Annotated in this window: 13 protein-coding genes, 1 pseudogene and 1 riboswitch; of the genes and pseudogenes, 3 read left to right on the top strand and 11 right to left on the bottom strand. The window is 53.8% G+C overall.

Annotated features, from left to right (window positions below; genetic code table 11):
* Window positions 1-11: 11 nt before the first annotated feature.
* The 3 genes from dusA to QQ91_RS00705 are packed head-to-tail and all read right to left on the bottom strand — an operon-like array spanning window position 12 to window position 3,179.
* Window positions 12-1,004 carry a tRNA dihydrouridine(20/20a) synthase DusA gene (gene dusA, locus QQ91_RS00715; RefSeq protein WP_166278740.1) on the bottom strand — a complete coding sequence of 331 codons (993 nt, stop codon included), beginning with the start codon at window positions 1,002-1,004 and terminating at the stop codon, window positions 12-14.
* A 5-nt stretch (window positions 1,005-1,009) separates the two neighbouring features.
* Complete coding sequence (locus tag QQ91_RS00710; RefSeq protein WP_166278737.1) at window positions 1,010-2,509, bottom strand: DUF4335 domain-containing protein; 1,500 nt, start codon at window positions 2,507-2,509, stop codon at window positions 1,010-1,012.
* A gap of 22 nt (window positions 2,510-2,531) precedes the next feature.
* A complete protein-coding gene (locus QQ91_RS00705; RefSeq protein WP_166278734.1) occupies window positions 2,532-3,179 on the bottom strand; it encodes a DUF3038 domain-containing protein in 648 nt (215 codons plus the stop codon).
* Window positions 3,180-3,537: 358 nt separating this feature from the next.
* On the opposite strand from QQ91_RS00705, the gene QQ91_RS00700 reads away from it, so the two are divergent.
* Entirely contained in the window at window positions 3,538-4,608 is a 1,071-nt protein-coding gene (locus tag QQ91_RS00700; protein ID WP_166278731.1) for a glycosyltransferase family 4 protein, read from the top strand.
* A 146-nt stretch (window positions 4,609-4,754) separates the two neighbouring features.
* On the opposite strand, the gene QQ91_RS00695 is transcribed toward QQ91_RS00700, so the two are convergent.
* Together QQ91_RS00695 and bchL are read right to left on the bottom strand one after the other, a co-directional pair.
* Complete coding sequence (locus QQ91_RS00695) at window positions 4,755-6,164, bottom strand: ferredoxin:protochlorophyllide reductase (ATP-dependent) subunit N (protein WP_166278728.1); 1,410 nt, start codon at window positions 6,162-6,164, stop codon at window positions 4,755-4,757.
* Window positions 6,165-6,261: 97 nt separating this feature from the next.
* Entirely contained in the window at window positions 6,262-7,122 is an 861-nt protein-coding gene (bchL, locus tag QQ91_RS00690; protein WP_166278725.1) for a ferredoxin:protochlorophyllide reductase (ATP-dependent) iron-sulfur ATP-binding protein, read from the bottom strand.
* Between the two features lie 711 nt (window positions 7,123-7,833).
* On the opposite strand from bchL, the gene QQ91_RS00685 reads away from it, so the two are divergent.
* The gene (locus QQ91_RS00685; RefSeq protein WP_166278722.1) at window positions 7,834-8,349 is read left to right on the top strand and encodes an SRPBCC family protein; all 516 of its coding nucleotides are present in this window, start codon (window positions 7,834-7,836) and stop codon (window positions 8,347-8,349) included.
* Window positions 8,350-8,425: 76 nt separating this feature from the next.
* Here QQ91_RS00685 and QQ91_RS00680 read toward each other — a convergent pair whose 3' ends face one another.
* From QQ91_RS00680 to def, 5 genes are all read right to left on the bottom strand, one after another.
* Window positions 8,426-9,166, bottom strand: coding sequence for a hypothetical protein (locus tag QQ91_RS00680; protein WP_166278719.1), 741 nt, complete (start codon window positions 9,164-9,166; stop codon window positions 8,426-8,428).
* 132 nt (window positions 9,167-9,298) lie between these two features.
* Complete coding sequence (locus QQ91_RS00675) at window positions 9,299-10,177, bottom strand: PfkB family carbohydrate kinase (RefSeq protein ID WP_166278716.1); 879 nt, start codon at window positions 10,175-10,177, stop codon at window positions 9,299-9,301.
* A 284-nt stretch (window positions 10,178-10,461) separates the two neighbouring features.
* Window positions 10,462-11,187 carry a phosphoadenosine phosphosulfate reductase gene (cysH, locus tag QQ91_RS00670; RefSeq protein ID WP_166278713.1) on the bottom strand — a complete coding sequence of 242 codons (726 nt, stop codon included), beginning with the start codon at window positions 11,185-11,187 and terminating at the stop codon, window positions 10,462-10,464.
* A 132-nt stretch (window positions 11,188-11,319) separates the two neighbouring features.
* On the bottom strand, window positions 11,320-12,450 hold the full coding sequence (dprA, locus tag QQ91_RS00665) for a DNA-processing protein DprA (protein ID WP_166278710.1): 1,131 nt from the start codon (window positions 12,448-12,450) through the stop codon (window positions 11,320-11,322).
* A gap of 14 nt (window positions 12,451-12,464) precedes the next feature.
* Window positions 12,465-13,034: a peptide deformylase gene (gene def, locus QQ91_RS00660; protein ID WP_166278707.1), complete on the bottom strand. Its 570-nt coding sequence runs from the start codon at window positions 13,032-13,034 to the stop codon at window positions 12,465-12,467.
* A 213-nt stretch (window positions 13,035-13,247) separates the two neighbouring features.
* A riboswitch (cyclic di-GMP riboswitch) is annotated at window positions 13,248-13,334 on the bottom strand.
* Window positions 13,335-13,588: 254 nt separating this feature from the next.
* On the opposite strand from def, the gene QQ91_RS00655 reads away from it, so the two are divergent.
* A complete protein-coding gene (locus QQ91_RS00655) occupies window positions 13,589-14,122 on the top strand; it encodes a DUF1499 domain-containing protein (protein ID WP_236096018.1) in 534 nt (177 codons plus the stop codon).
* A 230-nt stretch (window positions 14,123-14,352) separates the two neighbouring features.
* Here the strand turns inward: QQ91_RS00655 and QQ91_RS00650 are convergent.
* Window positions 14,353-14,544 (bottom strand): annotated as a pseudogene (locus QQ91_RS00650) (photosystem II q(b) protein); the annotation flags it as partial.

The following is a 14,544-nucleotide window of genomic DNA, read 5'->3' as shown; positions in this document are numbered from 1 at the left end:
AGAATCTCTAGCTAAGGGGATTCCGGAATCTGCGCTAGGGCCTGAGTAATCACTTCTGGTCCTGCCCCCGGTCGAGAGGATTGCTCGGTTAGCTGGCGTTTCCAAAGGCGACTACCGGGCTGCCCGTTAAACAGTTGCAGCATGTGACGGGTGATGCGGCTCAGCTTTAAGCCCCGCCTCACCCAGGTTTCGATATAGGGCAGCATGGCTTGGGCAACCCCATGGCGCGAGGGCACAGGCTGCGGATCGTGGTAATACTGCCCATCTGCCGTGGCCAGCAGGTAGGGGTGATCGTAGGCCGCTCGCCCCACCATTACCCCATCTACGTGGGAGAGCTGCGCTTGAATGTGATCCGGTTGGCTAAAGCCCCCGTTAATTTCAATGGTGAGCTGGGGGAACGCCTGTTTGAGACGGTACACATCCTGGTAGCGCAGCGGTGGAATTGTGCGATTATCCTTGGGGCTTAGGCCCTGGAGCCAGGCTTTTCGGGCGTGGACAATGAAGCGCTGGCAGCCAGCTTCGGCCACCGTCTGCACGAAGTGCGCCATGTCTTCGTAGCGATCGCGATCGTCAATGCCAATCCGGTGCTTCACGGTCACTGGAATCGCTGCAACCTTACCCATTGCCTCGACGCAGCGAGCAACCGTTTCCGGATAGGCCATCAGGCAGGCCCCAAAGTTGCCGCTTTGTACGCGGGCGCTAGGACAGCCCACATTCAGATTGATTTCGTCATACCCCCAATGGGCCGCCAGCTGCGCGCAAAGGGCCAGTTCCTGGGGATCATCCCCGCCCACCTGCAGCACCAGAGGATGTTCCTCGGGGGAATAGTCCAGTAAATGGGAGCGATCGCCGTAACGAAGGGCGGAGCTTGGGATCATCTCGGTGTACAGCCAGGTATGGCGGGTGATCTGTCGCAGAAAGTAGCGACAGTGGCGATCGGTGCGGTCCATCATGGGGGCAATGCTCAGAGGTGCCGGACGCAACCTAACAGAAAGAGAAGACATGGCAATTAAGGTTGGACAGCATTCACGCTGCCATCAGGGTACAGGTTAACCGTGACCTGGACTGGACCGGATAAGGACGAGGACACCATTGCCTCCCCAGACTTCGGCAAAGGCGCTTGGGGTTGGTAGCGCTCTCCAGCACTATTGAGCGGGCGAATCCCTTGCAGCGTCCCGTCAGCATTGAGGGTAAGCGTAAAGCTCAGGGTCTCCTGAATTGTATCTTGGCTCTGCCAGCGGGCTTGGAAATATTTTTGAATCTCGCTTACCACTGACTGGGGCTGAGGATCCGCCCGCGACAGGCGTGCCGATTCACTGGCCCGGTCCACTGTCGATTTCGACGACGGCGGGACTGCAGAGACTGAAAAATCAGCGGTAGGGGCTGTGGGCAGAGACTGTGGCGGGGACCCTGGGGAATCAGCCTCGGAGGTCTGGGAGGGCCGCCGTGATTTTGAGATGGGGGCAGTGGGTTGAGAATTCGCTGAAGCCGTCACTCCAGCCTGGGGCGGGGGATCAGCGCCCCTAGAGGGCGCTGGAGAGAATTGGTGAGGTTGTGCCTGTGTGGGTTGTGCCGAGGCCGAGGGCCGAGCGGGATTAGCTGGTGGTGCTGCCGAGATCGGAGATTCCGAGGATTTGGATGCCGAGGAGGACGGAGAGTCGCGGTTGCCCTGGGATGGATCGGCGGCTGGGGATGTTGCCACCAAGGGCGAAGAGGGGGAGACGGACTGACGTGGAGGGCTTCCAGGCACAGGTTGGGTTCCCTGATCCACCTCTTGGGCGCTAGGATCGCGCCCCTCCTCTGCCGTTTGCAGCACCGAAGTGCCACCGATCCACCAGGCCATGCCCCCCGTCAACCCCAAAGCAATCGCAACCATGGCAGCCGTCCTGGTCCACACCAACGCCGTGTCGGGCAGGAGACGCAATGTTCGCCGCACCGGCAGTCCAGTTAAGGTTTGGGAGGCTAGCTGTAAAATCTCAGCCAGGTCATAGAGCTGTAGGGTCGTTAAAACAATGCTGGATTGCGACGGAGTTGATCCTAAATCCCCCAGATACAGCCGATGCCTGAGCCACGATGTTGCCTCTAAACGCGGAAGTTGAAAGGGCGATAGTTTCAAGGCAGGAGGCAGATCCGCCGTGGTTCGGGGCGGCATCTGGAGCAAGGAAGCCCCCTGACTGAGATGTTCAGAGCCTACATCGTTGGATAGGTCCTGAACAGGGGGAGCAAGCAGCTGCTGAACATAGGCCTCTGCAATCAGGCCCAGGGCTTCTAGCTGATCGGGATCTCCCTGGATCTCGATCAGACGGTCTTCAACGGATCCGATCGCTGCAGTTTCCCCAGGCAGTTCGGCCGAGGATTCATCCTGGGCCAATAATGCCAGGCTAAACGACTCGATTTGCCCCAATTCCTGACCCCACCACCGTGATAGAGGACTGGAATGCACAGCGATCGCCAAGGACCAATGGGGATTGGTAAAGCGCTCAGTTTTAGCTGGCGATAGTCTAATCATAGAATCCTAGGGCCATTTGACCCTATCCTACCGATTCATCCCCGTCTGGAGCGGGACGTTTCACTTTTGTAGACGCTGCAGATGCACCAGCAGACGTTCCCCCGGCAGCCCCCTCTAAAAGCGCTAACCACAGGCGCTGAACCCCCTGCCTCCCTCCATAAAAGAGCAGGTCAATCAACAGCTTGAAGGCCAGGGGGGTTAATTGCTCAGAGGACAGCGCCGCTGCCTCCATGCGATCTTGATAGCTGTTGGTAAAGCGATCGAGAAAATCTCCCAGAATGGGATGATGATGGGGCGGCTTTTGGGCCTGGGTGGCTCTCTCTAGCTGCTGCACGGCCTGCCGAATGGTTGCTTGATGGGCTCGGGCCAGATAGCAGATGACCAGCACCAGGGATCGCGCTTCTTCCACATCTAGCTTTTTACGGCCACCGCTGCCTTTCCGGATCGGGTTAGACTGGCGCAACCGCCACAGAGAGACGCGATCGCTCACCATCGCATCCACCCCCAACTCCCGAGCCGCCGCCAACATGGCATCGGACCCAATTCCTGCGATCGCTTCTAGGGCCAGCAAAACGAGGTCAATGCGGGTTTTGATATTATTGAGCTGGCCAGCATGCAGCACAGGTGCTCCCGTCTGGATTAAAAACTCCTCAGAAGCGTCGTTTTTCATTCAACCCCTGCCTGGACCCCATTGAGGCAAACCCTAAATTTGCTAAGCCCCGCGCCTGATCTGTGCTGCCCATTCTAGACAACTTCCCCAGAATGGTAGCCAACTTAACGGGAACCAATAAGTATTTATACTAGTCTTGATGCCAGAGGGCCGACGCATTCGGGTGTGGCTCGTAGCCTACCACAGGGGTGAGCGGAACAAAACCTTAGCCCACGCCCTGAGACCTGCACTCAGTTAGGCATGCAATCAGTATGAAAAACTAACTTAGGGTAATCTGGGGAAAAGGACCAGAAAATAGACAGACCTTCGGTTAGATTCCCCCAATATTTAGAGAATATCAGCCATTGGAGTTAAACAGATGCGTATTGCCCAAGTTTCCCCCCTGTGGGAACGAGTGCCCCCGCCCGGCTATGGCGGAATTGAATTGGTCGTGAGCTATCTTTGTGATGAGTTGACGCGACGGGGTCATGAAGTCACGCTATTTGCATCGGGTGACTCCGAAACCTTAGCAACCCTGGACTCGGTGGTCCCCCAAGCTCTGCGGTTGGATCCCCAGGTCAAGGAGCACGGCATTTATGACATGCTGCAAATGCAGCGCGTTTTTGATCGCGCCGACGAGTTTGATTTAATCCACTTCCATAATGGCTATGGCGCACTCCCCCTGGCAGAACTTTGTCACACCCCAGTGCTTCACACGCTTCACGGTCGATTTACCCAGGATAATCAGAAGCTATTTAGCGCCTACGGCAAGCAGCCCTACATCTCAATTAGCAATGCCCAGCGTCTGCCCGGTCTAGATATTAACTATCTGGCCACGGTCTACAATGGCATTGATCCCCACAACTATCCCTTTCAAGCCCAGTCCAGTCCTGAGCCCTATCTCGCTTTCCTTGGCCGTCTATCTCCTGAAAAAGGCCCCCAAAATGCCATTGAGATTGCCCACAAAACTGGCTGGAAACTCAAAATGGCAGGCAAAGTGGATGCGGTGGACCAGAGGTTTTTTCACGAGCAGATTCAGCCGCTCATCGACGGTGAGCAAATTGAATACCTGGGGGAGGTAACCCATGCACAGAAGGTGCAGCTGTTGGCTAATGCAGCATTGACCCTATTTCCGATTACCTGGCCCGAGCCGTTTGGGTTGGTGATGATTGAGTCAATGTGTACAGGGACCCCTGTCCTGGGCACGCAGCTTGGGTCAGTTCCAGAAGTCATTCAAAACGGAGTCTCTGGATTTGCCTGCCCCTCCATCGCGGACATAATTGCGGTGCTCCCCCAGGCCGTCAACTTGGACCGGACTGCTTGTCGCCAGTACGTGTTAGATCAATTCTCGATTCAAAGCATGGTTGACGGCTACCTGCTGGCCTACAAAAAGCTCCTCGGCGGCATCAGGCCATTTCCGGTTCACGGTAAGCGTAAGTTAGCCTCCTAATCCCAGCCGTCTAGACGCGACCCATCAAGGCGCAGACTCCATCAAGGCCTCACCCAGGGATCAAAAGCCCAGGCCCGTCCATCGGCGGCTTTCTGGCTGGCTTCCCTGGGTGAGGCCTTTGACCCACCCTGCGGCAGGAGGACACGTCAAACCCTAGCGTCTTCTCGCACCAAGTTGGTCCAACCTAACTCTTTCAAGGATTGATTGCGTCGTAGGGGACGGGTGACCAACTCCAGGATGTCGCGAGCGTTGCCAAACCCGTGAATTTGCGCAAAGGTAAATTCCACGGACCACTTTGTATTAATCCCGCGGGCTTCTAAGGGATTGGCATGGGCCATTCCCGTAATGACTAAATCTGGCTGTAACGCTTTGATCCGCTGAACTTGATGGTAATTATCCGGTTTTTCCACGATTTTTGGCAGTGAAACCCCCATATCCCTGCAGGTTTGCTCCAGCAGCACCAGCTCCGCGGCCTGATAGCGCTTATCCATGTAGGGAATGCCAATTTCAGGAACTGTCATCCCGCATCGAATTAAGAATCGGGCCAGGGATATCTCCAGCAAGTTGTCGCCCATAAAGAAGACGGACTTGCCTTGAATAAGCTGGAGGTAGTCTTGGAGGGATTCCCAAATTTGGGCCTCCCGTTCCGCTAGCCCCTGCGGTTCGATCCCCATCACGGCACAGATTTTTTCTACCCAAGCCCTTGTGCCATCTGGACCGATGGGAAATGGTGCCCCAATCAACTTACATTTCTTCCGGCGCATGAGAGTAGAGGCGGTGCGACTTAAAAAGGGATTCACTCCGTTGACGTAGTAGCCCTCAGCCAGCGCTGGCAGTTCCGTAAATCGCTTTGCAGGCAACCATCCACTCACTTTGATTCGCTGTTTTTTTAACTCCAGGCTGAGCTGCGTGACCACCGGATCCGGCAATGATCCAAATAGAACCAAGGGTGGGTGATCGAGATAGTCTGCCTCTGCGGTCGCGGAGTCTTCCGATTTACGTCCAAAATTAAGTAATGAACCAAGGGCACTGGGGCGACTGGAAGTCGAGGGTAAGGCTGCCGCCTCGGGATCAGGACAGCGATGGGCCATTGCGGCGAGCACGGTATCTTCTCCCTGGGTAAAGGCGTAGTCCAAGCCATTGGCTCTGGCCACGACAATGGGAATCCCGATCTCAGCCTCGAGCCTTGGAGCTAAGCCCTCTAAATCCATCTTGATGATTTCAGTGGTGCAAGTGCCAATCCAAACAATGACGCTGGGATTGCGATCGCGCTTGATCTGCGTGCACAGGCGCTTGAGTTCTTCATAGTCATTGAGCTTGGCAGAAATGTCGCCCTCTTCCAGCTCTGCCATAGCATAGCGAGGCTCAGCAAAGATCATGACTCCCATGGCATTTTGGAGAAAATATCCGCAGGTTTTGGTGCCAATGACTAAAAAGAAGCTATCTTCGATTTTCTGATAGAGCCAGGCCACGCAGCTAATGGGGCAAAACGTATGATAGTTGCCGGTTTCGCAGTCAAAGTTCAGCGCTGAAGGTTGTTGTTGAGCCAGGGTCATTCTCTTGGTTCTCTCTCTTGGGGCAATGGTGAATGGGACAGGATTGAGTCAGGGCTAGCATTGAGTCAGAACTAGCATTGATTCAGGGCCAGCATGACTAAACCATCATGAGGTCAAACTCATCCTGCTGGACCTTCTCGGTGGGAGGATTGAGATAGAAATCCGAAAGGAGCGAAAAGAGTTCACGGTCCTGGGCATCTTTGGGGACGACTCCCTCCGGCTGGGCCAGAAGTTGATCGGCGATATTGAGATAGTAGTCACAGACGTAGGCCAGCGACGGATCCGACTCTGTCATTTCAAATAGGGTTTTGCCCTTGACGCGAGAGACGCGGATATCTTCCACGAGCGGCAAAATTTCCAGCACAGGCATCGGCACCGCCTCCACGTACTTGTCAATTAAGTCACGCTTGGCTGTGCGATTACCGATTAGGCCAGCCAGCCGCAGGGGATGGGTCCGAGACTTCTCTCGAACTGAGGCGGCAATCCGATTAGCCGCAAATAAGGCATCAAAGCCATTGTCAGTGACAATCATGCAGTAGTCCGCATAGTTCAGCGGAGCCGCAAAGCCCCCACAAACCACATCCCCCAGGACGTCGAACAAAATGACGTCGTATTCATCGAAGGCGTTCAGCTCCTTTAACAGCTTCACCGTTTCACCGACTACATATCCCCCACAGCCGGCTCCGGCAGGAGGACCTCCGGCTTCCACACAGTCCACTCCGCCATAGCCCTTATAAATCACGTCTTCAGGCCAAATATCTTCATAGTGATAATCGCGCTCTTGGAGCGTATCAATAATCGTGGGGATTAAAAAGCCCGTGAGGGTGAAGGTGCTGTCATGCTTCGGGTCGCACCCGATTTGCAAAACCTTTTTGCCACGAGCCGCCAACGCGACCGAAATATTACAGCTGGTCGTTGATTTACCAATGCCGCCTTTCCCGTACACTGCAAGTTTCACGAGGGCCGTCCTCCAATAAGTTCAGGCGGGGTTGTTTGTACCCCACCCCTGGATTATTGTGCAGATTCTGTCCGGTATTCAGAAGCACAATAGGAATAAAACAGAGTAAAAAATTAAAAAAATGAGTAAAATTAATTTTTAAGGCTTTTTGAGCGCATTTTTTCTATTTTTAATCTAAAAAAATTATTTTTTAGCTGTTTTAATTTAAGTTAGAACAAAAACAAATTAATTCCTGGCTGGGTCAGCAAGAGCCCCATGCAACGCCCAGCCCCTACCGATGAACCCTTTCGAAGGGGGTGCCAATCCTTCCCCGTTTCAGCCTTGAGGACCAGCCCGACGGGTCCAGGGAAGTCTTGTTCAGATTTTTAGATCGGGGGCCGGCGGCAGTGACCTGGAGCAAATTTGGCGATCGCAGGTGGTTTCATCCATCCCGATTCCGGCAGAAGGTGCCCCATGCACCCAGGGCCTAAACCGGGCACCTGCATCGGCGCCCTGTAAATATTCATGAATCTTGCCAATCGTGAATATATATAAAGCAGAAGCTGGAAATTTTGAGCGAATTCAGCAAAAAGACTTAGGTGATTCTGCTTATTGACCCGATGGATTCTGAGGTTTCCCCTTTGCTCTCAGCCAGCCTGGGAGATTTCCTCAGGTCTGGGAATGTCCTCCTGCTACGATAGATCTAGCCATGGATGTCCAGGAGTGAATCCCATGTCTTTACCGTTCTGGCTCAGGCGCTTTCGGCGTCAGCCCTATCTTCGCTGGAAACTCGTCAAAACCTATCGCGCTATTAGCGCTGCTTCAGTGGAAACCATCTGGGGAAAGTTGAGTGATGTGACCGATGTTTCTTGGCATCCGCTACTGGTCAAAACGGACGTTCCCTTTGGCTTACAAGCTAAACCAGGCCTCATTTACCGGGCCATGAATCGCTGGATTCCCGTGCCCTGCCGCATGTTTGTGGAAAAGGTGAATCCCAATCAATTTATCAGCATCAGAATTCTGGCCTTTCCGGGGCTGGAGGAACGAGTCACCTATCAACTCAGCTCCGATGTGAAGGGAACCTTCATCTCCTACTCTGTGATGCTGCGCGGCTGGCTAACGCCGCTCGTCTGGTCTTTCCTGCGCGGTCCTGCGGAAAAGGTTGCTACTCGCCTGGCCAGCGCTGCGGAAACCGATGGCCGACAATCCTGGACAAGTTATTGGCGATCGCATCCGACAGACTTTTAGTGGATCTGTATTTAGTGGATCTATATTAGTGGATCTGTATTAAGGAACCCCCCCCCGCCAGGGCAGAGACCCCAGGCTAGGCCTTGAGGCGCAGCCATTTATTAAAGCGACTCCCCCGTACCTTGCGATTCACATCGGACTCTAGATCAAAGCGTTCTTCCAATTCCTCAGGCGTTAGCTTACTAAAGCGGCTCCAGGATAAATCTCCTCCAAACAGATTAAATGCTTCACGGGTGGAAATCCATTCTCCTTCACCGCCACTGGATTTTCGTCGCGAGGATCGGGTTGGGCGTCCCGATGCGGCATTAGGCTTCTTGGGCTTAACAGGAGCAGGAGTCTGCGCCTTTTTGGTCGGGGCTGATTTACTGCTGGACTTGACCGATCCGCTTGCTCTGCCCCGATTATTAACAGGACGTGCAGAGACGTTGGAACGGTTGGTGGGCTCTGACCGAGTTCGTGTGGGCTTTGTTTCAGGCTTTTCCCGAGTGCGGCGGCGACGAACGGGTGGCTTTGGTGAGGATTCCGCCGGAGCCTTTGCCTCTTGAGTCGTTGCCAATTCCCCTTCTAAGGAGGCGACTCGTTCCGAAAGCTTTTCCAAGGTTGCCATGATCTCGTTAATCGGAGGTGGGGCATCCGGAATTGAGGGTGGGGCATCCGTTACGGAAGGACTCGGTGAAGAATTGGAACTACTAAAATGCTCGTTGAGGATCGCAAGAATGACACCAGAGAAATTTTTAATTTGATTTTTTTTGCCGTATTCTCGAAGCTTTTGCTTGATGTCTGGCTGCAAAGGAACAGCAATTTTAGAACTTTTCATAGCCATAGCAGGTAACCCTTTTGAAACGTTAGGCGAGGTCTTCAACCAGTTCTGGAGAAAGGTCTGAACTGTTTCTCCTGTGGGGAGGCAATGATAAAATAATACTGCCTATTTTGAAAGAATGGGGAAAATTTAGGAAACGATTTTTGATAGCCAGGAACGGGTGCCTCGAAACCCACAGGAAAAGCTGGCCAGATCAGCAGCTTTGGCAAGGGCATCGCTCCAGCCCATTTCCAAACAGTAATAGCTAAAGGCACCATGAAAAAAGTCGCCCGCTCCCAGGGTATCGAGGCACGGAACGGAAGGGCAAGGAATTTGTCCTCTCCCCTGCTCAGTCCAGCAGTCAATGGGCTCCGATCCATGGGTAATGGCGATGCGCAGGTGAGGAGAGTAGCGCTGCTGCAGATAATTCAGCGTCTCAGACTCAGTGCGGCAATGGGGAGCCCGAAAATCTGCCGAGCAGATCAATTCTGAAATCCAGGGCAGGAGTTGATCGAGACCCTTTTTCCAGCTCCCGCCATCTAGAACCGTCGGAATTCCCCGATCCGCAGCCTGCTGCGCGATCGCGATGCTCACCGGAAGTTGATGGCCATCCATTAACACCACTTGCACACCCTCTAATAGATCCGGGGGGATTTGGGAGGGGTCAGCCTCCAGCCCCTGAGCATTGCGAGACACCACCGCGCGATCGCCCTGGGTGGAAACGACAATCGAAGCGCAAGAGGGTGGTTCTGGCGTAGCAGGGTTTAAGTCAATGCTGGTCACCTCATACCGATTCAAATCGTGATGAATCAGCGTAGTTAAAGGATGCTGCCCTATGACACTGAGTAATTTCGCCTCTCCTCCTAACACCGAGAATAGAATGGCTGCGTTGGTGGCAGGGCCACCCGCAGCCAGGGTTAAATCCGTGGCAACAATTTTTTCATTGGATTGGGGCGATCGAGGAGCATGATAGATCAGATCCAGCGTCGTCAGGCCCACAAATAATCCCTGTCTTTTGCGGTCTGTCATTTTAACGATTTGCCTGACTCCCCTCAGAATGCATCGTTTCCAAACTCATCTCCATCAGACCTGTCTTGCACAGTTTCATCGGCAGGGCTCCTTGCGCTTCGGGACGTTTCCCTCACCGCGATCGGTTCAATGGGAAACGCACTGCGCAAGAAAGTTAATAATTCCAGCTCTAATCCTAATTCAAGGGATAAAATCACTCCCAGTTCCACGCCCTGCCTTAACCGCAAAGGAGTCACTGGATTCCTGTGACCCCGCTTCGAGAGAGAATTGCAGTGACCTGGCTGCTAGCGATGAATGCCACACTCGGTTTTCGCCGTCCCGCGCCAGCGACCCTCTCGCTCATGCTCTCCCTCTTGCAGTGGGGTGGTCAGGGGTTCATCCCCGATACTGCCGTATCCTTGGTCATGGAGATGATTGTAGGGCACTTTATTTTCCATAATATATTTCCAAACCTCGCGATGGGTCCAGTGAGCGAGAGGATTAATCTTCAACCGCCCCTGATCATCCCATTCAAAAATCGGAAGCTGTTGTCGGGAAATGGACTGATCTCGCCGGCGTCCCGTAATCCAGGACTTTACACCCAGCTCTTGCAGGGCAAGCTGTAACGGCGCCACCTTCGTCAGCTGATGAAAGTAATCAACATCTTTTTCCCAGAGATCATCGCCGTAACGCTGGGCAAAGGCCTCTCGTGTGGTCAAGCCTTGGGGGCGATAGACCTCAAGATGCAACCGGTAGTCTCGTTGCGTACGATGCACTAAGGCGAGGGTTTCGGGAAAATGGTGCAGGGTATCCAAGAATAAAATCGGGACTGGCGGGCGCGGGTCGAGATCTCGATAGAGCAAATCCAGAATGACCATGCCGCTGGGGCCAAAGGCAGTGCTCTGAATTAAGCCCTCGGGCACCGTTTCAAGAGACCAGAGCAAAATTGATTTAGGATGAGCATTGGCGAATTGTTGGTTGAGCGCTTCCAGATTCAGGGCAGTCTGGATCGCCGCAGAACGGTGTGTCATAGGTGTCAATGAACCCCAGTCAAAGCAGTCAAACAGATCGAAGTCTATCTTAACTCAGTAAACACACAATCTTGAGTGGAGAACCGTACATTGAAGGCCACATAGAGGGGCAGAGGCTGAAGGCAAGGCATACTAGGGATTACACAGGGAATAGCGCATTCCCGGAAGCTGCTTCACCTGACCGTTGAGCTCTAATTGCAAAAGCAGGCTCGACAGATGTCCCGTTGATTCGCTCCAGTGCTGTGCCAGTAGATCAAAGGACACGGAGGCGGATTCTTGACGTTGACAAAGCTGCTGGAGAGTCAAGAGGAGTTGAGATTCTTGGGGAGATAGATTCACGGGTTTGCCAGGTGGGGGATGGGGGGGATCGAGGGCAGGAATGGTTCCCAGCATCTCCAGCAAATGCCCTTCACTGAGAATCACCTGAGCACCGCGACTGAGTAGTCCCAGGCAGCCTAGGGCACGAGGATTGTCGAGATTGCCTGGTAGCACATAGACATCTCGCGCATAGTCATTGGCGAGGTAGGCGGTAATCAATGCTCCGGAGCGGGAGGGCGCTTCCATGACCAGGGTAGCTCGGCACAGTCCGGCAATAATCCGATTCCGGCGGGGAAAGTGGGCTCGATTGGGCTGAGTTCCGGCTGGATATTCACTGAGTAAGCAGCCCTGCTGGGTAATCTGTTCGTATAGCCCCTGGTTGCGAGGCGGATAGACGACATCCACTCCAGTTCCGAGAACTGCAAAGGTGCGCTGATTGGCTTCAAGACAGCTGCGATGCGCCTGGGTATCGATCCCTTCTGCCATCCCTGAAACCACTAAAAAGCCGTTGCGTGATAAGGTCCGACACAGGCGATGAGTCCACCGTTTCCCGTAATCGGAGGGATCGCGAGTGCCCACTACGGCCACCGCTGGCGATCGCCCCTGGAGTTCCGCAGCCGTGGGATCGCCGCGATAATACAGGACCAGGGGTGGATCGCTAATTTCCTTGAGCAAACGAGGATAATTCGGCTCAATCCAGGTTAAAAAATGCGGATTTTGGACCTGATGCTGCGCCAGAAAGGCAAAGGGATCGATCGTGCCTCGGGTGACCTGGATGGCAGCAAGCACCTTTGGGCCAATGCCAGACACCTGCTGGAGGGAGGTCGGATTTGCAACCCAGGCCGATTCCAAGGTGCCAAAGGTCTGCTGAATCCGTCGCAGCAGCACAGGACCAACCCCTGGCACTTGCGCCCAGGCAAGACAGTAGGCCCGCTCGCGGTCCACCTGTTGCGTGCACCCTAAACTGGACGAACCGCCTGCCGCGAGAACCCGTGGCGAACCAGTTCTTCGTTGAGTAAAAAGTCGTTCTCCACGCGATCGACAAACAGCACGCCCTCTAGGTGATCGATTTCATGCTGAATGACGCGCGAGAGCAGCCCCTCGGCCACCAGCTTTTGCGGTCGTCCCTGCTCGTCCTTGTAGACCACTTCAATCTCATCGGGACGCTTCACGTCTAAATAGACCCCCGGAATACTCAAGCAGCCTTCCTGACCCAGGGCGAGCCCCTTCCCAAACCGGCGAATTTTTGGATTAATTAACACCAGTGGCTCGTGACTCGCCTCCTCAGGGTCAATATCGATCACCAGCATTTGCTTAGAAAGTCCCACCTGGGGCGCAGCCAGCCCAATACCATCGGCACTATACATTGTCTGAAGCATGTGCTTGGCTAGATCACGGATTTCTTGGTTGACGGTCGCAACTCGCTTGGCTGCCTGCCGAAGAACGCGATCGCCCAGGGTATGAATGTCAAGGGGTGGGTGAGCAAGCTTTTCTTTATTCACCACAATCGGAGCTGCTTTAGCAGGCATAGGGCACTCTGGATACGTTATGAATCAACACATGGTATAGGTTCATCTTAACACTTCGACACGGGGCCACCAGCCCCGAATCTTCGGGCCTCGATCCATAACATCTCAGCGATCAAGGCCCTGATCTCAGGCAAGCCCCACAGCCTTCGCTCTAGGGCTGCCCCTAGGATCTCAGGCAGACCTGTGCTTCCTAGGAAGATTATGAAAAACCCCTTCGGAATAGCAGCATCCATACAGTTCATTGCTTCAGGATTGCTAATTTGCGCCTTTTCCTTTCGTGAAAAGTTGCCGTTTCGAGGGCATTATCGGGCTATTGCGGGGGGGTATAGCCCTTTAGGTATTACGTTAGCGAAGGAATCGCTTCATGATATCCGTAAAATTACGGAAAAGTGACCGAGGGTTTCGGATACAAAACTTTACAGAGAGGATTCCTGGAGGACGAAACGCTGGGGCCTCAATGTCCTCCCCAGCCCCTCAGTGGTCGCAAGTTTCTGAATATCTCTCTAAGAAGTCGCTACACTGCTTTTGGTCATCATCCTGAGTAACCTGTGTCTATGCTTCAACGCTGTTTTTGCCTTCTGATCTCGGCTCTGTGCACCCTGGGGATTCTCTGGGTCAACCCGTCACCGGCCCATGCCTTTCCCGCTGATCATCCGTCAATCCCGATGGCGCTACCTGGCTTACAGGGCCTGTTTGCAGGAGATTCTCCGACGAATCTTGGCGTTGATCACGGGCAGCTAGCTCCCTGCCCAGCCTCACCCAACTGCATCTCGAGTCAGAGCCGGGATCCGGAGCACTATATTGAGCCAATTGCCTACCAGGGCGATAACCAAGCGGCAAAATCTGTCCTATTGGATGTGCTCTCGGTGGTTCCGCGAACCCGCATTATTGAACAGGGCGATCGCTATGTTCGCGTTGAATTTACCACTGCCCTCATGGGCTTTGTGGACGACGGCGAATTTTATTTTCCAGACAATGAAAACCTCATCCATCTCCGATCTGCCTCACGACTCGGAGAATCTGATTTAGGGTTAAACCGACGGCGAATGGAGCAAATTCGTCTGGCCATGCGCGATTTGGGCGTCTAAGAATTTTCCTCCTCGTCAGTAGCTAGGAATACAAAAGGCCTTCCAAAAATCCGCTATGTTCACAATTGTAAAAGCTTTACAACTTATCTTTATCCTTTTATAGAAACAAGCCCTGGCTCATCTGTCAGGGTTAAACCTCGGAGAAATTTATTGCTCCAAACCCCAAGCGAAAAAGCGCCGAGTCTGCAAGGACTCGGCGCTTTTTCGTAATTCTAGATCAGGCTATGGGTCTAGCCATGAATAACCGGAGCTGTCAGAGCCACAGGGGTGGACTCACCAGCCGCTAGGTCAAGTGGGAAGTTGTGAGCGTTGCGCTCGTGCATGACCTCGAATCCTAGGTTCGCACGGTTCAGCACATCTGCCCAGGTATTGATCACATTGCCCTGGCTGTCCACGATGGAGTGGTTGAAGTTGAACCCGTT

The sequence above is a fragment of the Lyngbya confervoides BDU141951 genome, from assembly GCF_000817775.3.
In the GTDB taxonomy this organism is placed as follows: Bacteria; Cyanobacteriota; Cyanobacteriia; order Thermosynechococcales; family Thermosynechococcaceae; genus Lyngbya; species Lyngbya confervoides.
Note: the sequence above shows the minus strand (reverse complement) of the source record. Positions and strands in the feature narration are given on the sequence as shown.